At 45.7% G+C, this 21253-nt stretch carries 22 protein-coding genes; 15 read left to right on the top strand and 7 right to left on the bottom strand.

Features of this window, described 5'->3' with window-relative positions:
* Positions 1-408 (top strand): DUF3192 domain-containing protein, encoded by a 408-nt coding sequence (locus tag Q4Q49_RS12060; protein WP_006080961.1) that lies wholly within the window; start codon positions 1-3, stop codon positions 406-408.
* Between the two features lie 10 nt (positions 409-418).
* Here Q4Q49_RS12060 and Q4Q49_RS12055 read toward each other — a convergent pair whose 3' ends face one another.
* Positions 419-652, bottom strand: coding sequence for a DUF2789 domain-containing protein (locus Q4Q49_RS12055; RefSeq protein WP_012588139.1), 234 nt, complete (start codon positions 650-652; stop codon positions 419-421).
* Between the two features lie 149 nt (positions 653-801).
* Between Q4Q49_RS12055 and Q4Q49_RS12050 the strand changes: the two genes are divergently transcribed.
* Together Q4Q49_RS12050 and Q4Q49_RS12045 are read left to right on the top strand one after the other, a co-directional pair.
* Positions 802-1449: a GNAT family N-acetyltransferase gene (locus tag Q4Q49_RS12050; RefSeq protein WP_259482144.1), complete on the top strand. Its 648-nt coding sequence runs from the start codon at positions 802-804 to the stop codon at positions 1447-1449.
* Complete coding sequence (locus Q4Q49_RS12045; RefSeq protein ID WP_311987651.1) at positions 1433-1738, top strand: DUF962 domain-containing protein; 306 nt, start codon at positions 1433-1435, stop codon at positions 1736-1738. The genes Q4Q49_RS12050 and Q4Q49_RS12045 overlap by 17 nt, the downstream gene beginning before the upstream one ends.
* Before the next feature lie 1727 nt (positions 1739-3465).
* Here the strand turns inward: Q4Q49_RS12045 and Q4Q49_RS12040 are convergent.
* Positions 3466-3852 carry a DUF3301 domain-containing protein gene (locus tag Q4Q49_RS12040; protein ID WP_006080967.1) on the bottom strand — a complete coding sequence of 129 codons (387 nt, stop codon included), beginning with the start codon at positions 3850-3852 and terminating at the stop codon, positions 3466-3468.
* Entirely contained in the window at positions 3849-4862 is a 1014-nt protein-coding gene (locus Q4Q49_RS12035; RefSeq protein WP_261272160.1) for a DUF3549 family protein, read from the bottom strand. Before Q4Q49_RS12035 ends, Q4Q49_RS12040 begins: the two co-directional genes overlap by 4 nt.
* A 162-nt stretch (positions 4863-5024) precedes the next feature.
* On the opposite strand from Q4Q49_RS12035, the gene Q4Q49_RS12030 reads away from it, so the two are divergent.
* Positions 5025-5345, top strand: a complete 321-nt coding sequence (locus Q4Q49_RS12030) for a YqcC family protein (RefSeq protein ID WP_311999451.1) — start codon at positions 5025-5027, stop codon at positions 5343-5345.
* On the top strand, positions 5332-6195 hold the full coding sequence (truC, locus tag Q4Q49_RS12025) for a tRNA pseudouridine(65) synthase TruC (protein WP_311999450.1): 864 nt from the start codon (positions 5332-5334) through the stop codon (positions 6193-6195). Before Q4Q49_RS12030 ends, truC begins: the two co-directional genes overlap by 14 nt.
* A gap of 185 nt (positions 6196-6380) precedes the next feature.
* Here truC and Q4Q49_RS12020 read toward each other — a convergent pair whose 3' ends face one another.
* Positions 6381-6575: a hypothetical protein gene (locus Q4Q49_RS12020; protein ID WP_106650014.1), complete on the bottom strand. Its 195-nt coding sequence runs from the start codon at positions 6573-6575 to the stop codon at positions 6381-6383.
* A gap of 121 nt (positions 6576-6696) precedes the next feature.
* On the opposite strand from Q4Q49_RS12020, the gene Q4Q49_RS12015 reads away from it, so the two are divergent.
* The 4 genes from Q4Q49_RS12015 to Q4Q49_RS12000 all read left to right on the top strand — a co-directional run bounded on the left by Q4Q49_RS12015 (position 6697) and on the right by Q4Q49_RS12000 (position 11747).
* The gene (locus Q4Q49_RS12015; protein WP_220592467.1) at positions 6697-7161 is read left to right on the top strand and encodes a flavodoxin; all 465 of its coding nucleotides are present in this window, start codon (positions 6697-6699) and stop codon (positions 7159-7161) included.
* Complete coding sequence (locus tag Q4Q49_RS12010) at positions 7113-8594, top strand: PTS transporter subunit EIIC (protein ID WP_311999449.1); 1482 nt, start codon at positions 7113-7115, stop codon at positions 8592-8594. The genes Q4Q49_RS12015 and Q4Q49_RS12010 overlap by 49 nt, the downstream gene beginning before the upstream one ends.
* 165 nt (positions 8595-8759) lie before the next feature.
* The gene (purU, locus tag Q4Q49_RS12005; protein ID WP_220593024.1) at positions 8760-9626 is read left to right on the top strand and encodes a formyltetrahydrofolate deformylase; all 867 of its coding nucleotides are present in this window, start codon (positions 8760-8762) and stop codon (positions 9624-9626) included.
* Between the two features lie 204 nt (positions 9627-9830).
* On the top strand, positions 9831-11747 hold the full coding sequence (locus Q4Q49_RS12000; protein ID WP_220592469.1) for an HD domain-containing phosphohydrolase: 1917 nt from the start codon (positions 9831-9833) through the stop codon (positions 11745-11747).
* A 49-nt stretch (positions 11748-11796) separates the two neighbouring features.
* On the opposite strand, the gene dapD is transcribed toward Q4Q49_RS12000, so the two are convergent.
* Genes dapD through map form a run of 3 tightly spaced genes read right to left on the bottom strand, consistent with a single transcriptional unit; the run spans position 11797 to position 16092 of the window.
* Positions 11797-12621: a 2,3,4,5-tetrahydropyridine-2,6-dicarboxylate N-succinyltransferase gene (gene dapD / locus Q4Q49_RS11995; protein ID WP_006080976.1), complete on the bottom strand. Its 825-nt coding sequence runs from the start codon at positions 12619-12621 to the stop codon at positions 11797-11799.
* Between the two features lie 21 nt (positions 12622-12642).
* A complete protein-coding gene (gene glnD / locus Q4Q49_RS11990) occupies positions 12643-15228 on the bottom strand; it encodes a bifunctional uridylyltransferase/uridylyl-removing protein GlnD (protein WP_311999448.1) in 2586 nt (861 codons plus the stop codon).
* A 33-nt stretch (positions 15229-15261) separates the two neighbouring features.
* A complete protein-coding gene (gene map / locus Q4Q49_RS11985; RefSeq protein WP_281422414.1) occupies positions 15262-16092 on the bottom strand; it encodes a type I methionyl aminopeptidase in 831 nt (276 codons plus the stop codon).
* A 283-nt stretch (positions 16093-16375) separates the two neighbouring features.
* Between map and rpsB the strand changes: the two genes are divergently transcribed.
* The 6 genes from rpsB (at position 16376) to Q4Q49_RS11955 (ending at position 21249) form a co-directional block, all read left to right on the top strand.
* Positions 16376-17104 carry a 30S ribosomal protein S2 gene (rpsB, locus tag Q4Q49_RS11980; protein ID WP_037458301.1) on the top strand — a complete coding sequence of 243 codons (729 nt, stop codon included), beginning with the start codon at positions 16376-16378 and terminating at the stop codon, positions 17102-17104.
* Between the two features lie 120 nt (positions 17105-17224).
* Entirely contained in the window at positions 17225-18076 is an 852-nt protein-coding gene (gene tsf, locus Q4Q49_RS11975; RefSeq protein ID WP_106650020.1) for a translation elongation factor Ts, read from the top strand.
* 68 nt (positions 18077-18144) lie between these two features.
* Positions 18145-18882 (top strand): UMP kinase, encoded by a 738-nt coding sequence (pyrH, locus tag Q4Q49_RS11970; protein WP_106650021.1) that lies wholly within the window; start codon positions 18145-18147, stop codon positions 18880-18882.
* Between the two features lie 21 nt (positions 18883-18903).
* Positions 18904-19461, top strand: coding sequence for a ribosome recycling factor (frr, locus tag Q4Q49_RS11965; RefSeq protein ID WP_106650022.1), 558 nt, complete (start codon positions 18904-18906; stop codon positions 19459-19461).
* An 82-nt stretch (positions 19462-19543) separates the two neighbouring features.
* On the top strand, positions 19544-20371 hold the full coding sequence (gene uppS, locus Q4Q49_RS11960; protein WP_106650023.1) for a polyprenyl diphosphate synthase: 828 nt from the start codon (positions 19544-19546) through the stop codon (positions 20369-20371).
* A gap of 20 nt (positions 20372-20391) precedes the next feature.
* Positions 20392-21249 (top strand): phosphatidate cytidylyltransferase, encoded by an 858-nt coding sequence (locus Q4Q49_RS11955; protein WP_311889257.1) that lies wholly within the window; start codon positions 20392-20394, stop codon positions 21247-21249.
* Positions 21250-21253 lie beyond the last annotated feature (4 nt).

The following is a 21253-nucleotide window of genomic DNA, read 5'->3' as shown; positions in this document are numbered from 1 at the left end:
ATGATTAACCACAAATTGAATAACAAACTTATCGCCATCACTTTTTTAGGGCTTGCAAGCTTAGGTCTTAGCGGCTGTGTGGTCAATGTCGGTGATGGCGAATCGGGTTGGGATAGCAGCGAATCATGGGAGAAAGTGCAGGATAAAAACCGCACGAACTTAACCAAACTGAGTTTAGGGATGCCCAAAGACCAAGTGATGATCTTAATGGGCACCGCTGATTTTAGTGAAGCCTACATTCAACAAAGTGCTCAACAAGGTGAATCGAATAAAGAAGTCTTAGTGTTGTTTTATCGTACCCAGCGCAATAATGGCGATGGAAAAACCACTAAGGATGAATGCACACCTATCGTGCTGAGCAACAATGCCTTAGTGGGTTGGGGTGAAACGGCTTACAGTAAAATTTAACCCGCGAGTTTTATAGCTTACGTAGCTGAGTATCGAGTTGCTCAATGGGCTCAGTCCAGAGTGCGTCAGCTTCTAGGCCTTCGATGATAAAGCTCTTTTGAGCTGGGGTCCAAAAGGGCGCTTGGCTTAGATGGATGTGATGGTCGATATCATGGGTTGCAATAAATTGCGCTATGGCTTCATCGCTACTGTCTAAACCGAGTTGCTCGAATAAGTGGCTTAGGTCTACTGGAGTTGTATCCATCATTGTTTCCTTTTCAGTATAGTGCCTTCGTTTAGAGTAAGCGCCTGATTGAAAAATGCAATCTATGATTAAAATTTGCACTTTTCCGTTTCCTTGGTAAATTAATTGTTACTCATAAAAAGTGTGAGCTAAGTCAAGGAATACTAATAATGGACAATGAAACCTTGGAAGACTGCCGTGCAGTCTATTTGACAGCGGAAGACTTACGCATTGCTGCCTCTATCCTCTATAACGCTTACCATGATGACCCTTTTTTTGTCGATTCACTTTTCACCTCAGATAAAGCCGCTTACGAGCAAAAACTGCGCGCCGCGATCCGCGAAGAACTCAATACGTTATGGCAACAAAAACAAGCACTCATAGGTTTGTTCGACCATGAAAGACTGGTTGGTTTAGCCTGTGTGGTAACGCAAGAAGTGCCTTTGGGAGAAGGGCGTTACTGGCATTGGCGCTTAAAGATGTTGTTAGGTACGGGCTGGCAATCGACCCAAGCGTTGATGAAAAAAGAGTCCAGTATTGTCGAACTCTTACCCAGTAAGCACTGCGGTATTTTGCAGTTTATCGCCCTTGCACCGAACGAGCAGCATAAAGGACTCGGACATAAGTTAGTGCAAGCGGTAGTGAGTTGGTGTGATGAACAGCCGGATTTGGATGGTATTGGCGTGTTTGCCGCCCAGGAGAGCCATCTGCAGTTATTTACCCAGCATGATTTTGTCTCTTTAGGCGAGCTCAATATCGGCAGTGTCCATGGTCAGTTATTATTCTATTCGGTTCAACAAGATGACTCACTCTTATAAACGGTTCGCCGATTTCTATCCTTTCTATTTATCCCAACATCAGCACCCGACTTGCCGGCAATTACACTTTATTGGCAGTTGTTTAGTCCTGCTGCTGATTGGCATTGCCTTGGTTTCACAAGCCTGGTGGCTATGTTGGTTTATTCCGGTCGTTGGCTACGGTTTTGCGTGGGTGGGACACTTAGTATTCGAGAAGAATCGACCCGCGACATTTCAGTATCCCTTTTACAGTTTGATGGCTGATTGGATAATGTTTGCTCAGATGATCAGCGGCTTTTTTAAGCGTTAAAAAAGCCGTCCGAGTGAGATGCCCATGCCCGTGTGAGAGATCGCTTACAAACGCTGTAGGACATAATGTTTTCTTTTTGATTGTTTTTTGTTCTATTATGTTTAATTTTAAATAGAATCATTTGCTTATGTTTATTTAGTTTATGTTTGACCGTAATTTCTTTTGTAGTCCGTTCTTTGAGCCGAACAAAAAAGTCATGGTTAACGTAGAATTCACTCATGGCCAAAGCAAATGGATAGCAAGGAAAGCGAAACAGGCCAAAGGGACTCAAGAAGCAACGAATTAAGATTTCAAGGTTGAAATCGCTGACGGTAGGAAAACTGTCATTCGCCTAGGATAGGCTAAGGAAAAGCAGGATTGCTTTTCAAGGATGATTAGAGACAGTGAGTCGTATCGTCAGGATGATGAATTTCAGGAAGAATACAGGACACGCTTAAGGATTAAGCATGAACTCGAGACAGGATGTGTCGAGACAAGGATAAAGTATAAGGGTGAACAGCTTGTACTACTCTATGGAAGACAAATTTTTGCAGGATGCAATAGGAAAAAGTCATAGGAAGTGACAGGCTCTGTAAAATGGGTTTACAGGTCAAAGGACTGAGTGTTATCTCACGCAAGTTTGATACACAGGGACGAAAAGGGATTACAGGGACGACGCAGGACGCAAGCAGACGCATGGATGGTGCAGGGAGCACAAATCGAGCAGGACGGCTTACAAAGGATAAATGGGGCGCACTTTAGTTGCGCCCTTTTCTTTGGTTCATTTTCAGCATTAATCTCGCTTTGCCAAGCTATAAAGCTATTCACACAGATTTTATCTTAACTCTGCTTAAAGACTTATCACCGTAAAGCATGTTTACCAGTCTACTTCTCTTATTGCCCAATGATTTACTCTCTGTGTTGACTGTGTTTTGGTCATGCACGAATGCTTGTCGAATTTTGAGCGATAGTGGTTTATGCATAACTCCTTCAGGGGAGAACATCTAGCGCTTTGCTTACTTTTGATTCGAATTGCCATCCTCCGTGTAAGAGATCTCTCACAAGTATGTAAGTAATTTGTAAGTTAAAGGGGGGGTATATCTTGGATTTGGTTATTATTTTTATTTATATCAGCCGGTTAGTCTATTTTTCATCAGTTAAGCTCACTATTTTCGTTAACATTTTAAATAATCCGCAATGAGTACTTTTGTTGGTTGGCGTAGAATTCATTTTGTAGAAGGAGTTACGGGCAACAGGATGTTGGCGATCAGGATGATCGAACAGTGACTAAGGAATGTGACTTAAGGAATAGGGATATAGGCCTTTCAGGATGAAAGATAGCCAATACCAAGGAAGGGAGACTATCAAGGATTGATAGACTCATTGCATAGGATGGCAATGGCACAGGGAGTGCAATTGAATGGATGCAATACCCGTTTCATGGATGATGATGGAACCGCTCAGGAAAGAGCAAGCTTGGGACTGGATGACCAAGAGATAGGGAAGTACATGAGTACAAGGACCTCAAGGATTGAGCAGGGATGAAGCAGGACGCAGATTGACGCATGGATGGTGCAGGGAGCACAAAAATAGCGGGATAGCTTAACAGAGAATAGGAGGGCGTGGCTTTAGGGCCGCGCCCTTTCTTTTTTAACTTTTACAGTGAGTTATTTTGCAGCACCAGAGAATAACTGATTATTCTCAATTCTGGCGAACAGCTTATTTGAGCCAACATTGTCGATAAAAGCTTAATGGCATTTGCCTGAGCTACAGCCGCTTTGCGTACCACAACCGCCAAATTTCCCCTGCGCTGTCGGCGCCTCTTGCCATTCTGGCTCTGGGAAGATAGGCCATTCTATTTTTTGAATTTTCTTACCTTGCATCCAAATATGGCCACTGTACTGGTTAATACCGTCGGTGCTGAATTCAAATAAATATTTCGCTTTCCAACAAATCCCCGTGGTGCCGCCAATACTTGGGCGGGCGGTTTCCATTGCTATGGCTAACAGTTGCACTTTTTGTCGCCAGCATTCTTTTTCGGCAAAAATACGGCTCAGCTCTGCCATTTGGCGTAACTGCCAAAAAAATGCGGCAATCACGACGAGGCCAATAATTAACAGTAAATCTGACATCATTTGCTTGCTGCCTTAAACAAACCACCTATGGCTTGTGATAGTTGAATGCTTCGATTGGGATTTCTTAACTCGCCTAGCAGTTGATTGCGCAAACTAGGAATAGCCACAATATCAGCAAAGACCTGATTAAAAAAGGCTTGGGGCTGCAGTGCTAGGGCTTCTAAGTAAAGACTGCGACTTGAATCTTGTTTTAAGACCGACCAGTTACGTCCGGCAATGCTGATGAGGGCATTGGTATCTAAAGAGGCTTGGCCGTGTAGATGCTCAAACGCTTGTTGGCTGTGTTTGGCGCTAGAAGCCAAAGCCCGTAGGAAATAGGCTTGGTGCTCTGGGGCTGCATCTTGAAGTTTTGCGAGAATTTTATCGGCGAGTGTGTCGCTAATCAGTAAGTGTTCAAGACATTGGCATAGGGCGATTTGCACTTCAATGGCGGCGGTGTCAAAACTCGATACTAACTGCTGCTCATGATCAAATTCATTTGCGCGCGCACACACATCGGCTATGCCTTGCATCCCAATATGTTGCCATTGAGCTGGGGCAACTTGGCCTGACAAATACTGCACGGCAAATTCGTATTGCGATGACGCGCGTTGGCCGAGTTGTTTACGAACAAGCGCGTTGAATACGGCGAGTTTTTCTTGGCTTGGCTTGAAGTTAAACGGATTATTCGCGAGTCGTTCTTGCTGCTCTTCACTGAGTGGCTGAGTGGGATCTTGCCCTAATGCCGCTAATATCATTTCGATAAATTGTGAGCGCGGTGCAGGCGACAGTAATCCTTGCTCATCTAAGGCCAACTTTAGAAACCAAATAAAGTGTTGCTGACTGGCATCCCAAAAGACGATAGCAAACTGCGCATGTCCTTGAATGGGGTAAGGATAAGGGGTAGCGAGAGATTCTATTTGGTGAAACGCGAGCATATCAATATGTTGCACCCTACGGCCAAGATCATACACTTGGAACTGGGTTTTGGCTGTGGTTAAAAACTGGCTTAAAGTTGTAATTTCAGTCATTTGGCTGCCATATCAATCAAAGAGGCTCAATAAATTGGCGCCATTATAGGGGGAAGTGCGTCTGGATGGTATGATTGCGGCACTTTAATCGACCTATTCGGCCTGTGGATTATGGCAAGTTCCTTAATCACAACGGCTAACATGAGAATGGATCTGAAAGCTATGTTATACAGTCAAACCCAAGCTAAATTGGCTCAGATTGCCCAAGCGCTGCAAGCGGCCGAGTTGTGGTCTGAGCAGGCGCCCTCTGCCGAGGCAATGGCAAGCACAGCGCCTTTTGCCTGTGATCTTATGCCCCTTGAGCAGTGGTTGCAGTTTATTTTACTGCCTAGAATGCAGACTTTAATCGAAACGGGTGCGCCATTGCCAACGCAAATAGCGATAGCCCCTATGGCTGAGCATGTTTGGCAGGATATGCCCCCGCGCCAACCTCTGATTGGCGTATTGAATGAATTGGATATGTTGTTAAATGAATCAAGATGATATCTGGCTTGAAACGCCTGAAAATGCACTGAATGCATCCCAAGAGGATGATTCAGAAGAGCAGGCGCCTGAGATTGAAATTCTTTATGAAGATGATCACTTAGTGGCAATTCATAAACCTGCAGGCTTATTGGTCCACCGCAGTTATTTAGCGCGTCGGGAGCGATTTTTTGCCATGCAGCTGACCCGCGACTTAGTGGGCTGTCATGTCTTTCCGGTGCATCGTCTCGACAGGCCGACATCTGGCGTGCTTTTGTTTGCCAAGAGTAGTGAAGTCGCCAATGCACTGTGTGAGCAATTTGCTTCCCATACGATTGAAAAGCAATATTTGGCTTTAGTGCGCGGTAATATGCACGAGAGCGGTATTTTAGACTATGCGCTTAAGGTTGAGTTGGATGAATTGGGCGATAAGAATGCCGATCCCAACAAAGCGGCGCAAGAGGCTGTGACGGCGTATGAGCCGTTACTCAATACTGAAATTCCGTATCCGTCAGGCCGATATCCCACTAGCCGATTTGCACTGGTACGCTTGAGCCCTAAAACGGGGCGCAAGCATCAGCTCAGAAGACATATGGCGCATTTACGTCACCCCATAGTTGGTGATACCACCCATGGTGACGGTAAGCAAAATGCGTTTTTCCGCGAGCATTTTGGCATTAATCGCCTGTGGCTTATCGCGAAAAAGCTCAGCTTCACCCATCCTGTCACTCAAGTTCGGCTCAGCATAGAAACCGAGATCGAGCCTGAGTGGGAAACCGTGTTTGCTGAGCTAGGTTGGGACGAGGCGACCTTAAGTCAACAGGCTGAGTTGTTAATCGCCACGGATGAAATACCAACTGGCAATGCGTAACCCATGAGCTTAACTCTGACAATCTCAACTGAGACAATCTCGACATAATTGGCTGTCAGCCAAGTGAGTGGCATCAAAAGTCATTCGCTTGGCTTGGTTATTGGCACTAAAGCAATTGAATCAAAACTATCGAATCCATACACGGTCGAATCAACACTGTTTCACTAAAATGAGTCTTGCGGTTGTTAGTCGAGGCGTTGCGGAGTTTGTGCAGTTTGCGGACGCAGTTCTTGCATCATCACGGCTAAGGTTGAGAATCCAGAGGTAGATACAAGTGGTGATGTGAGATTTTGCTGGGCGGAGTGGAAATAGTTTTTACGTCGAATATGGGTTGTTTTGTGGTGTTGCTTGAGGTGTTTTTGGCGGGTGGACTGTCGCATCAGATATTTCCTCATGCTCAATGACTTGATTTATAAAAATTTTGCGCCTTAGCTTGCCCATCCGCTGAACAATAAAGTATGGTCAGCATAATAAGGTTTGCAACGCGATGTGGAGTGTACCATGAAAAAGGTGAATCTGGTGTTTGGCACTGTCTATGGCAGTGCACAATTTGCAGCCGAAACCCTAGAGAAAGAAATGCAAGTTTTAGGTTATGATGTCACATTGTGGCAACCTAATGAGGTAGCAAGCTTTATTCCTCCGCAGGATGAATTGTTAGTTGTGGTCACTTCTACGACAGGCCAAGGGGATTTACCCGAAGATATTCAGCCTTGGTATCATAATCTTAAAAATCTTGCGCCCTATTTACCAGCGCTTAACTACAGTGTAATCGCACTGGGTGATTCAAGTTATGAAACCTTTTGCGGCGCCGGTAAGTCTATAGATGCGCTTTTGAGTGAGCTTGGTGCTAAACCACTTGTAGAATTATTAGAAATCGATGCCTGTGAAACCATGGAACCTGAGGTTGAAGCGATAAAATGGCTAGAACGCTGGAATCAAGTCGTCAAGACCGAGCTCGTCGCTTAGGCAGTTTCGTTACTCAGCAATGGTTTAAATTTGCCCAGCGCTTAAGCCAAGCGCTGCTTATTCCTATTGCCATTTTGCCTGCAGCTGGGGTCATGCTCGGCTTAACCGTTAGTCCCATTCCTTTTATGCCCGAAGAGCTGACAGTGTTGATGTTGGCTGTGGGTAAACTCATTTTTGCCATCATGCCGATGTTATTTGCCGTAGCGGTCGCTATTGGCTTTTGCCGCGATCAAGGCATTGCCGCCTTTACGGCGGTGTTTGGTTATGGGGTGATGACGGCGACGTTAGCCGCGCTAGCTGATTTGTATCGACTCCCAACCCAGCCTCTATTGGGAATGGATACCTTAGATACTGGGATTGCGGGCGGCATGATGCTCGGCAGCATTACTTGTCTTGCGGTGCGCTGGAGTCAATATATACGCTTGCCTGCGATTTTCTCCTTCTTTGAGGGACGCCGCAGTGCATCTTTGTTGATCATTCCCCTAGCGATGGGCTTAGGTTATGTGCTCGCCCATGTGTGGCCACCCTTAGCGCTATTGATTGAGCGGGTATCTGACTGGGCGGTTTATCAAAAACCGGCTATCGCCTTTGGCGTGTATGGCGCATTAGAGCGGTTACTTATTCCCCTTGGCTTACACCATATTTGGAATGCACCTTTCTATTTAGAAGTGGGCCAATATCAGTTATTAGGGCACGAAGTCGTTCGTGGCGAGGTAGCGCGTTATTTAGCGGGCGATCCGCAGGCGGGAAACCTTGCCGGTGGTTACCTGATTAAAATGTGGGGATTACCTGCGGCGGCGCTGGCAATGTGGCGCTGCGCCGATCCCTCTGAGCGCAATCGCGTGGCGGGCATTATGCTCTCGGCGGGGGCGGCCAGTTGGTTAACTGGGGTGACTGAACCTATTGAATTTGCCTTTATGTTTGTGGCGCCAATCCTATTTATTATTCACGCCTTACTCACTGGGCTCGCTTACTTTATTTGTATCATGCTCGATATTCACCACAGCATAGTGTTCTCCCAAGGGCTGGTGGACTTTACGCTGTTATTTCCATTGTCCCGTAATGCCAGCTGGTTTATTTTCCTCGGACCTTTGACCGCCATCATATATTACCTGTTGTTTAGGTTGAGTATTTTAGCCTTTAATTTGAAAACGCCCGGCAGGCTTGAGCATAACGACAGTAAAGGACCTAAAGAAAGTTTACGGGCGATTATCGCGGCGCTTGGTGGGCGTGACAATATTGTTGAGCTGAATGCCTGTTTGACACGGTTACGCTTGAGCGTACACAAGCCAGAGTTAGTTAATAAGGTGCGTTTGAGTCAGTTGGGTGCTAAGGGCGTGATTGTTATGGGCAAAGGTGTGCAGGTGGTTTATGGCACTAAGGCCGAAACCCTGCGTAAAGTATTGCAGCGTTACTTAGATACTCGGCGCTAGGATTGTGTTTTTACAAAATTAACTGCTTAATTTTTACATTTTATTGATTCAAGCCTCTGAAATGTCATTTTTATTTTCGCATTATAGGATTTTCATGCTGTTCAGCGCGATTTGCTATGGCAAACTCGATGTAAGGACAATATAGGAGATCCAATTTTGCAACAAATGACTGAAACTCGCGGTAATATTTCGCCATCCATAGAACGTAAAATTTTACTGACGGATTGCGCCGATGCCCAAGGCCTCATCGCCAAAATCACCAGTGTTTGTTTTACTCATAAACTGAACATCATTAAAAACAGTGAGTTTGTGGATAATGCCCAAGGGCGTTTCTTTATGCGAACTGAGTTAGAGGGCATTTTTAATAGCGAACAGTTATTGCAGGATCTGCGCGACGTGCTGCCTGCTAAGAATCACATGACCTTGGTCAGCGCCGGCAAGAAACGCATTGTGGTGTTAGTGACGAAAGAAGCGCACTGTTTAGGCGATCTGTTGATGAAAGCTTATTACGGTGGTTTAAGTGTCGAGATTGCCGCTGTGGTGGGCAACCATGATGCGCTGCGCGAACTGGCCGAAAAATTTAACATTCCCTTTCATCTGGTGAGTCACGAAGGCCTAGACCGAATTCAGCACGAGCAAGCACTGTTAGCTGCGGTATCTCAATACGAACCCGATTATTTAGTCTTGGCTAAGTACATGCGGGTATTAACGCCTGATTTTGTGGCGCAATATCCTAATCGCATCATCAACATTCATCATTCTTTCTTACCAGCCTTTATCGGCGCAGCACCCTATCGCCAGGCTTGGGAGCGCGGGGTGAAAATTATCGGTGCGACGGCGCATTTTGTGAATAATTGCCTCGATGAAGGGCCGATCATCAAGCAAGACGTTATTCCCGTCGATCACAGTTATAGCGCCTTAGAAATGGCACGCGCTGGGCGCGATGTTGAAAAGAGTGTGCTGAGCAAAGCGCTGCAGTTGGTGCTTAACGAGCAAGTGGTCGTGTACGGCAATAAAACCGTGGTTTTTTAATCATCAATTGTAAAAAATAAAAGCGCAAAGCGCGATTTAAGGGGGGGGCTGCGCAACAGTATTAAGTGTTGGGAAATAATTTAATATGCTGTTGGGGGCATAGTCTTTATTTGAATGAGAGGTCCGAGGTGTTGCGAGGGTGTGAATAAATGAATAGTCGCTATAGTTAAATAAGGACATAACTCAATGAGATAAGGATGTGTGATGATTCCACAAAAGTACGACTTATTTTTAAAGCATGGAGCATTTCCTAAAAATGTTGAATTAAATTGGGCGGTTATAAATCAAAAAAAAGAGCTAGTTCGTCTTAGTGAGGCTTTTTATCAATTTGTTGGTAAGCCGATATCTGCAATTTTAAACCGTGCATTGACGTCTTGCTTTTCATCAATTGACATTAATGAGTTACTCTTGCCACAACATGGGTACCACATTACCCATTGGATCTCGGATAAAGGTGTTGCCGTTCAAGGCCGTTTTAGTTTAATGCCGAATGAAGATAATTTGTGGTGCTTGCAGATCACTACTTTTGCTTTGGATGAGCGTTGGTTGATGGAGTTACACCCTGAGTATTCGAATGCGGTACAAAAAAGTGACGATTGGCTACAGCAAATTGAAGCTGTTGTGGCCTCAAAACCCGAAGATGTGTTCCGTGTCGCAATTAATCAAGCTGTTGCTTTGACCTCAAGTACGGTTGGCTATTTGCATCTATATGATACGCAAAAAGCCCAGATCACATTAACTGCTTGGTCTGATGCAGTTGTTGAAAAGTGTGTTATTCCTGAAGAAAAGCATTATGCAGAGGGGGACGCTGGAATATGGATGGACTGTGTGCGGACAGGGCACGCTGTTATACATAATGATTATCTCAATGAACCTAAAAGAAAAGGTTTGCCTTATGGACACTTCAAAATAACCAGTCACATGAGTGTACCTATCTATTATCGTAACCGTATTGTGGGTGTTATTGGCGTAGGTAATCGAGATAAACCTTATACTGAGGTTGATGCTAAATCACTTACAGTTTTTGCTACCATACTCTGGCACTGTGTTGAATTGCCAAAATCAATGCGTGCTATTTCAAAACAATCGGTAGTTATACGCGAGCAAAAAAATAAGTTAACACAAACGTTAGTAAAATTAGTCGGTGCTATATCTGAAGCCGTAGAGTTAAAAGATGCTTATACGGCAGGGCATCAAAAGTCGGTGGCCCAATTAGCTTACCTTATTGGAGAGCGTTTAGGGTTGGACGCTAACCGGCTTGAAGGGTTGAAGCTAGGGGCAATGATCCACGATATAGGTAAATTAGGTGTTCCAACACAGATACTGTCTAAGCCTGCTAAATTAACCACTGAAGAATATGCCTTGATAAAAATGCATTCTCAGCAAGGTGCAGATATTATTGCTGAAGTCGAGTTTCCTTGGCCTATAAAAGAAATGATTTTGCAACATCATGAACGTTTAGACGGTTCAGGCTATCCTTTGGGGTTAAAAGGTAACGATATTATTTTGGAGGCTAAAATAATCGCCGTAGCCGATGTGGCTGATTCTGTTTTAAGTCATAGACCATATCGCCCATCATTAGGTTTACATAAGCTTGCGTCAATACTAGAGCAAGGCAAGGGAGTACAATTTAACGCAAAAGTAGTTGAGGCGTGTCTCGATATTTTGGCCGATCATGATTTGGAAAACGTGCAATATATTTCGCATCTTCCGCTAGCTCCAGTTGTTATGCTTACACTAGATAACACTTTGAATGAAATTCAGACATTATTCCATCAGCATAATTCAAAGGTTGGCTTGGTGACTGATGGCACGAATCATAAAATTTTAGGTGTCGTTGACCAATCAATGTTGATTTTCTGGCGTAGTCCCTTACTCGACACCGCAGCAGAACGTCTGGTTGACCGAAATATTGAGAATAAACGGGCACACCAAGTAATGAAACACAAAGTGCCTTTTATTGCCGCAAACACAATTTTAAAAGATGCAAAGCATTCTCTAGAACAGTTAAATGAAGACTATTTAATTGTTATGAATGAAGATAAGCCGCTTGGGTGTGTTACTTGGAAGATTTTAGCAACCGTTGAGAGCATTGAAATAGATAGTCATGGGTATCTCTAAGATGAAGGCAGTTCAGTACAATGTCCTGCCCTCATTTGAGATAATACTGTTAATCAACAATACGCAGTAATTCGTTGATACCCACTTTTCCGCGGGTTTTTGCATCCACTTTCTTAACGATAATGGCGGCATAGAGGCTGTACTTGCCACAGGCAGAGGGCAGGTTGCCAGAAACGACAACGGAACCTGCTGGTACACGACCGTAATGCACTTCACCAGTTTCGCGATCATAAATTCGAGTGCTTTGGCCGATATACACGCCCATAGAAATCACTGAGCCTTCTTCAACCACAACGCCTTCAACAATCTCAGAACGCGCACCGATAAAGCAGTTATCTTCGATGATGGTTGGGCCCGCTTGTAATGGCTCAAGTACGCCACCAATACCTACACCGCCAGATAAATGCACATTTTTACCGATTTGTGCACATGAGCCAACGGTCGCCCAAGTATCAACCATAGTGCCTTCATCAACATAAGCACCTAAGTTCACATAAGATGGCATCAACACGGTATTTTTACCGATGAATGAGCCTTTACGCACTGTAGCCGAAGGCACCACGCGAATGGCTTCCGCTTTAAAGCGAGCTTCATCATATTCGGCAAATTTTAACGGCACTTTGTCGAAGTATTTGGTTTCGGCGCCATCGATAACCACGTTATCGAAAATACGGAAGGACAGTAATACCGCCTTTTTCAGCCATTGGTGTACATGCCATTGTCCGTCGATTTTCTCGGCGACACGGACTTCACCTTTGTCGAGCATATTGATGACATTTTGTACATCGTCACGCACGCTGGCGTCAACTGTGCTTGGCGTGATGTCGGCGCGAGCTTCAAAAGCCGCCTCAATACGTTGGCGTAAAGCCTCCATTTACTTCTCCCAGTGGTCTCGTTAATTAACTGATTCGATATTCTTTGCACTCAAGGCACTGATTAAAGCGTCCCTGAGGGTATTCTCTTGGGTTTCGTTAAGCTGCAGGCCATCGTTGGTTTGCAGCATAAAAAAGTCTTCGGCTCGCTCACCAATGGTGGTGATCTTGGCCGCGAGTAACGTCGTGTTGCAACGGTAAAAGATATCCCCGACTTTTGCCAGTAATCCTGGCGAATCTAAGGCGATAAGCTCCATCATACTTGTACCATGACGACTGCTTTCGAGGAAACTCACTTGTGTCGGAACATTAAAAGGTTTCATCTTGCGCGACAGTTTTCTAAAGCGTGGCAGTTTTGGACTGTCGCTCGACAGGGCTTTTTCGAGCGCCTTACGGATACTTTGAATACGTGACAGCTGGCTAACGGGCGCGCCATCTTGCTCTAAGATCACAAAGGTATCGAGGGCATAATTGTCTTTTGACGTCATGATGTTGGCATCATGGACGTTGATATTTTTATTGTCGAGTACCGCCATCACAGTTGCGAATAATTTAGGTCTGTCTTGGCAATAGACAAAAAGCTCAGTGCCACCACGAGTCGTGTGTTTGGACACTAAGACTAAGGGCTCATCCTGTTGTTTATGCTTTAAAATCGCTTCGGCGTGCCACGCGACTTGATTGGGCTGGTGGCGTAAAAAGTAATCTGCCTTGAAACGTTGCCACAGAGTATCGAGATCTTTCTCTTTCAGTCCACGGCGCAGCAGTTCTTTTTTCGCCTTGGCTTGGTATTCACGAACCCTGGCACGAATGTCGACGGGTTTTTCTTTACCACGGGCGAGCACCCTTTGGGTCGAAAAGTACAAGTCGCGCAGCAGTGAGCCTTTCCAGTTGTTCCAGGTTTTTTCGTTGGTGGCGCAGATATCGGCGACGGTTAAGCAGTACAGATAGCTTAAATGCACGGCATCGCGGACTTTATTGGCAAAATCGGCCACCACATCGGGATCGGAAATATCTCGGCGCTGAGCAGTAACAGACATCACCAGATGATTCTCGACCAGCCAAGCGACTAGACGACCATCGTGATCGTTTAACCCGTGTAGCTTACAAAAGGCGAGGGCGTCGGCGCCGCCAAGTTTACTGTGATCGCCACCGCGGCCTTTGGCGATATCGTGGAAGATCGCGCCTAATACCAGTAAGCCCTTTTTCGGCAGTTGGTTGATGAGAATCGAGCCTAAGGGAAATTCTTCTTTTTGTTCGGGCTGGGAGAATCGTTCGATATTGAGCAGCAATCTGTGGGTATGTTCATCGACTGTGTAGGCGTGGAATAGGTCAAACTGCATCTGGCCTTCAATATTTCGCCATGCGGGTAAATAGGCCGATAACACACCGTGTTTATGCATTAAAGACAAGGCAACAATACCGCGAGGGTGGCGCAGAATTTCCATAAAGGCTTGGCGACAAAGCGGATTCTCTTGCAAGGCTTGCGGTTGGGCGCGTCTTGCTCGGCGCAGTGAACGCAGTGTTGGCGCGTAAATGCCTTTGATGTTGGAGTTTTTAGCGACCAACAAAAACAGCCGGACAATTTCTTCGCCGCTATCGAACAGATCATCGCTGAGCGCTTCAATAAAGGTGCCACGGCGCTGGTAGTGTTTATCTATCGATTGAATTTCTAAGGCTTTTGTGTGCCCCAGCGTTGCGCGCTTAAAGAGCTGCAACAGCATTTCGTTCAGCTCCATCACTCGGCGTACCGTGCGATAGTAGCGTTTCATCATCTGCTCAACAGCAAGCTGGGTGGCGTCTTCATAACCCATAAGTTCGGCAACTTGGCGCTGCACATCAAACAGTAAGCGGTTTTCATCGCGACCGACCACCATGTGCAGGGCAAAGCGTAGCTTCCATAAAAAGTGCTGACATTCGAGCAGCTCTTCTAATTCACCGGTCTCTAAAAAGTCGTATTGGACTAATTCTTCGAGGCGAGCGGCGCCAAAGTGACGCATGGCCACCCAAGCAATGGTTTGAATATCCCTAAGGCCGCCGGGACAACTCTTGATATTGGGTTCTAAATCGAAGGCACTGGCTCTGGCATGGCGGGCATTTTGTTCGTCACGCTTAGCGATAAAGAAGTCGCTTGAGGTCCAAAAGTCACTCTGACGAATGGCATCGTAGAGTTGGTCGAATAAAAACTCGGGCCCTTCGAGCAGTCGTGCCTCTAACAGGTTAGTGGCTATGGTGATGTCTTCACGGCCGAGAGTAATAGTGTCGTTTAACGTACGGACACTGTGGCCGATTTCGAGATTAGCATCCCACAGAAAGGCAATAAACTGACTGAGTGCCGCTTCGGCGGCGGGTGACAAGATATCATTAAACAGGAACAGCAAGTCGACATCTGAGTGGGGATGCAGCTCCCCACGGCCATAGCCGCCTACGGCAATCAGGGCAATATCGTATTCCCTTAGTCCGTGCTGTTCCCAAGCTTGCTTGACAAGGGCATCGACAAATTGACAGCGCTGCGTGACGAGCTCTTCAATCGGGGTTTTAGCCTTGAAACTGGCTAAAAGAGTCTGATTCTGTTCGATTAATGATTGTTTAGCGAGCAGAGCTGTATTCATCGAGTCCCTTGTTTTTATGCTTGTTAGTTTGGCCTATCGCTCGTGATTGATGATACGCGGGAAATCTTCATCCTCACGCAGAGTCAGTACTTCAACCCCTTTTTCTGTTACCAGAAGAGTGTGTTCCCACTGGGCAGAGTTTTTTCCATCGGAGGTGGTAACCGTCCACTTATCATCACGATCGAGTATGGTCGTGTGGCGACCGGCATTGATCATAGGTTCAATGGTGAAACACATGCCTGGGCGTAATACTGTGTTATCGCCGTTACGGTAGTGCATGACCTGAGGTTCTTCATGGAAACCTGAGCCAATACCGTGGCCACAATAATCTTGCACGATGGAATATTTCTCAAGGCCTGTTTTGCTTGCTTTGATGAATTTTTCGATAGTATTGCCAATTTCACCCAGTTTTAAACCTGGACGCACCTTGCGAATGGCTAAATAGAGGCTTTCTTGCGCGATGCGGCACAGGCGTTTGTCCTTAGCGCTCACTTCACCAATTAAAAACATCATCGAAGTATCACCGTGATAGCCGTCTTTAATCACTGTGATGTCGATATTGAGAATATCGCCTTCTTTCAATGGTGGGTTATCGTTCGGAATACCGTGGCAAATCACATTGTTTACTGAAGTACAAATGGACTTAGGAAAACCATGGTAGTTAAGCGGCGCCGAAATCGCACCTTGCTCTTCGGTATATTTGGCGCAGAGATCATTGAGTTCATTGGTGGTCACGCCCGGCTTAACATACGGGGCGATCATTTCTAATACCTGTGCGGCGAGTTTGCCCGCAGCACGCATTTTTTCAATTTCTTCAGCTGTCTTGATGACTATACTCATTGCGTTTTCTCTTGTGTCTTTAATGTCTGTTGGCCACGCAACCTAATGCAAAAATTTGTGCTTTAGGGCTATTTATGGTATAAAGCGCGCCGTTATGTTTAAGTCTTGATGAATTGCCTAAGCCAGCATTTGCTCTGTTTAGATACTTGCAAGACTAAAGATGGCGGCCATTATACATGGCTATTTGTCTAAATACTAAATCACACACGTGTCGACACATTCTTCGGGGTGCCCTCAGCTGTTAACTGCGGGGTCGAAGACATGGGATACGTGGAGGTCTAACCCCCTAAATTTTAAGGTAATAGAAATGACTACAGTTTCAATGCGCGATATGCTTCAGGCCGGTGTCCACTTCGGTCACCAAACCCGTTACTGGAACCCAAAAATGAAGCCATTCATTTTCGGTGCTCGCAACGGTGTTCACATCATCAACCTTGAGCATACTGTGCCAATGTTCAATGAAGCGCTGGCTTTCATCAGCAACGTAGCTTCAAAGAAAGGTAAAGTATTATTCGTTGGTACTAAACGTGCTGCTGGCGAAGCGATCAAAGAAGCTGCTCTGTCTTGTGACCAGTACTATGTTGATCACCGCTGGTTAGGCGGTATGCTGACTAACTGGAAAACCGTTCGTCAGTCAATCAAACGTCTGAAAGAACTGGAAAGCCAATCAGTAGATGGTACTTTCGACAAGCTGACCAAGAAAGAAGCGCTGATGCGTACTCGTGAGCTTGAAAAGCTGGAAAAATCTTTAGGTGGTATTAAAAACATGGGCGGCCTGCCAGACGTATTATTCGTCATCGGTGCTGACCATGAGCATATCGCTATTAAAGAAGCTAACAACCTGGGTATCCCTGTTGTTGCAGTTGTTGATACTAACTCTGCGCCAGATGGTGTTAACTACATCGTTCCTGGTAACGACGACGCTATGCGTGCTATCCGCCTGTACACTACTTCTGTTGCTGCTGCTGCTAAAGCTGGCCGTGGTCAAGATTTGGCTGTTCAAGCTGAGCAAGACGGTTTCGTAGAAGCCGAATAATAATAAGGCGGGATGAGTTTCATCACCCTTATTAACCAAGATTTTTGATTGGTTAACAGGGGCCATTCGGCCCCTGTTTTATATCTGCAAATTAGTCGATTTTTTATAGAGGATTTAACAATGGCAATTACTGCTGCCCAAGTTAAAGAACTGCGCGACCGTACTGGCGCAGGCATGATGGATTGTAAAAACGCTCTGACAGAAGCTAACGGCGACATGGAGTTAGCGATTGACAACATGCGTAAGTCTGGCGCTGCTAAAGCGGCTAAAAAAGCGGGTAACATCGCTGCTGACGGTACTATTTTAATCAAGAATGGCGAAGGTTTCGCTGCTCTGTTAGAAGTTAACTGTCAAACTGACTTCGTTGCTAAAGATTCTAACTTCTTAGGCTTTGCAAACGCGGTGTTAGATGTTGCTGCAGCATCTAAAGTGACACTTGAAGATTTAAAAGCACAGTTCGAAGATGCACGTGTTGCTCTGGTAACTAAAATCGGTGAGAACATCAACATTCGTCGTGTTGAGTACATCGATGGTGCAAACCTGTCTTCATACCGTCACGGTGAGCGCATTGGTGTTGTTGTAGCCGGTGAAGCTGACGAAGAAACCTTAAAGCACATCGCAATGCACGTTGCTGCTTCTAAGCCTGAATTCGTTAATCCAGAAGATGTGCCTGCTGATCTTGTTGCAAGAGAGCAAGCACTGCAAATCGAAATCTCTATGAACGAAGGCAAATCTGCTGAGATCGCTGAGAAGATGGTTCTGGGTCGTATGAAGAAGTTCACCGGTGAGATTTCTCTGACTGGCCAAGCTTACATCATGGAACCAAAGAAAACTGTTGGCGAAGTTCTGAAAGAGAAAGGCGCTACAGTGACTAACTTCATTCGTTTAGAAGTTGGTGAAGGTATTGAGAAGAAAGAAGAAGATTTTGCAGCTGAAGTTGCTGCTCAAATCGCTGCTTCTAAAAAGGCTTAATCGCCAACGCTAAATACCCCCAAGACCGTGGCATTCGCTGCGGTCTTGTTATAACCAGGATAAAAATTATGAGCACCAATCCAAAACCCGCATTTAGACGCATTCTTCTTAAATTAAGTGGCGAAGCACTGATGGGCGACGAAGGCTTCGGCATCGACCCTAAAGTATTAGATCGCATGGCTCAGGAAGTGAAAGAGCTGGTTGAACTGGGTATTCAGGTGGGTGTGGTTATTGGTGGTGGCAATCTGTTTCGCGGTGAAGGCTTAGCAAAAGCTGGCATGAACCGTGTGGTGGGCGATCACATGGGTATGCTGGCAACGGTTATGAACGGCTTGGCAATGCGCGACGCCTTGCACCGTGCCTATGTTAATGCCCGTCTGATGTCAGCTATCCCGTTAAAGGGTGTGTGTGACGATTACAATTGGGCTGAAGCGATCAGCTTGCTAAAATCTGGCCGAGTGGTTATTTTTGCTGCCGGTACAGGTAATCCATTCTGCACGACCGATTCTGCTGCCTGTTTACGCGGCATTGAAATTGAAGCTGAAGTCGTGTTGAAAGGGACGAAAGTCGACGGTGTATACTCCGAAGACCCAATGAAAAACCCAGACGCCGTTAAGTATGATGAAGTCACTTATGCGGAAATTCTGGAAAAAGAATTAAAAGTAATGGACTTAGCAGCCTTTACTCTGGCGCGTGATCACGATATGCCTATTTTAGTCTTCAACATGAACAAGCCTGGCGCTCTTCGCCGCGTTATCATGGGTGAAGAGGAAGGCACGCTGATCAGAGCAAAAAAAGTTATTTAATGACCAAGAAGGACATTTAACGTGATTGAGAACATTAAGAAAGATGCGCAAGAACGCATGGGTAAATGTGTAGAAGCGACTAAAAACCAAATGGCGAAAGTACGTACCGGTCGTGCTCACCCAAGCCTGCTTGATTCAATTCAGGTTTCTTACTACGGTACTATGACACCACTGAACCAAGTGGCAAACGTGGGCGTTGAAGATTCACGCACTCTGTCTGTGACTGTATTCGATCGTAGTGCTATCCAAGCCGTTGAAAAGGCCATTATGAGCTCAGATTTAGGTCTGAACCCTATGTCTGCTGGCGCGACCTTGCGTATTCCATTACCTGCGCTGACGGAAGAGCGTCGTAAAGACTTCATCAAAGTGGTGCGTAACGAAGCCGAAAACGGTCGTATCGCTATCCGCAACGTACGTCGTGATGCCATTTCTGAAGTGAAAAAGCTTGAGAAAGCTAAAGAATGTACAGAAGATGACGTTCGTCGTAGCGAAGAAGAAGTACAAAAGTTCACCGATGCTCACATTAAAAAGGTTGATGAGATTTTAGCAGCCAAAGAAATTGAGTTGATGGAAGTCTAATCTCAAGTTCGATAAGCTAGAGTTGATGCGCCGTGTAGGGGTATACTACACGGCGTTTGTCTATTTTAAAGGGCTGTATTAGATGTCATCCACAGTGGAACTTGATCCGCACCCTAGGACGAGTGAGAGTGATTTATACACTCAAACGACCTTGCCGGGACAATTACCCGAACTCGTGAAACAGTCGCTACCTAAGCATGTCGCCATTATTATGGATGGCAATGGGCGTTGGGCACAAACCCAAGGTAAGCCACGAGTGTTGGGGCATAAGGCCGGTGTTAAGGCAGTTAGAAGAGCCGTAAGCACGGCAAGCCAATTGGGTATTGAATCGCTAACGTTATTTGCATTTTCTAGCGAGAATTGGCGTAGACCCGATAAAGAAGTCAGCTTGCTGATGGAATTGTTTTTTACCGTATTACAGCGTGAAATTAAATTGCTGCACAAGAATCAAGTTAAGCTGAAGATTATTGGCGATATCAGCCGTTTTTCTGCGCGATTACAGAAGCAAATTGCTGCCGCGCAAGAGAAGACATCAGGCAATACAGGCTTAGTTTTGAATGTCGCCGCTAACTATGGTGGCCGTTGGGACATACTTCAAGCAGCCCAAAAATTAGCTGAAAAGGTTGAAACTGGCGAAATGACCAGCAGTCAGTTCACCGAAGAAGCCTTAAGTGCACATTTGTGCATGCAAAATCAGAGTGAAGTTGATTTAATGATCCGCACGGGCGGGGACTGTCGCATCAGCAATTTTGTGCTGTGGCAGGCGGCCTATGCAGAATTGGTGTTTACCGACACCCTTTGGCCTGATTTCGATGAACAGGCTTTTCATGAAGCGATTGCCATTTTTGCAAGTCGCCAGCGCCGCTTTGGTTTGACTGGAAGTCAGATTGATGAGATGCGTGCATTGTAAAACCTCATGAGGGATTTTTTTTGCTAAAACAACGAATAATAACAGCAATTTGGTTAGTTCCATTAGTTTTGGGGGCGATATTCTTGCTCCCTGCCAGCTACTTCGCTTGGGCTTTGGTCGGCGTCTTTCTCATTGCAGCAAAGGAATGGGGAAGAATTATCGATAATCAGTGTGATGTGACTCAGTGGAGTTTCACTTGCACGGTCGGTATTTTATTGGTGGCACTGAATCTGATTGTGCCCATCGATGCGGTTTGGTTAAGCCATCAATTACACCCTATCTATTTAGCCATTCTCTATATTGGCGCACTTTGGTGGTTAGCCTCACTATTATTAGTGGTGACTTATCCTAAGAGCGCTAAGTTTTGGCAAAAAAATCCTATGTTTAAGTCCATGTTTGGACAGTTAACCTTAATCCCTTGCTTTGTCGCTCTTATCGCGCTCAAATCTATTGGTTCACAAGCTTCGCCTTATTTTGGCCCAGTATTGGTATTATTGGTGATGTTGATTGTGTGGGCTGCCGATTCTGGCGCTTACTTTGTTGGTAAGGCGATAGGTAAAACCAAACTGATGCCCGCGGTGAGCCCAGCGAAAACGCTTGAAGGCCTACTCGGTGGTTTAGCAACCACCATGATAGTGGTTGCGATTGTGATGTATTATTCGCCTGAGCAAGAACTGGGCTTAGTTGTGGTAGTAACCTTATTTGTTGCCTTAGTGTCAGCAGTGGGGGATTTATCTGAAAGTATGTTTAAGCGTGCGGCCTGTATTAAAGATTCTGGCACCATTTTGCCAGGTCACGGCGGCGTGCTCGACCGCATCGACAGCCTGACCGCAGCCTTGCCGGTGTTTACCCTGATCTACATTGCATTCTGGATGTAACGCT

This window comes from Shewanella sp. SP1S1-7, assembly GCF_031932105.1.
GTDB classification, from domain to species: Bacteria; Pseudomonadota; Gammaproteobacteria; order Enterobacterales; family Shewanellaceae; genus Shewanella; species Shewanella baltica.
The sequence above is the reverse complement of the archived record's forward strand: the minus strand, read 5'-3'. Positions and strand labels throughout refer to the sequence as shown.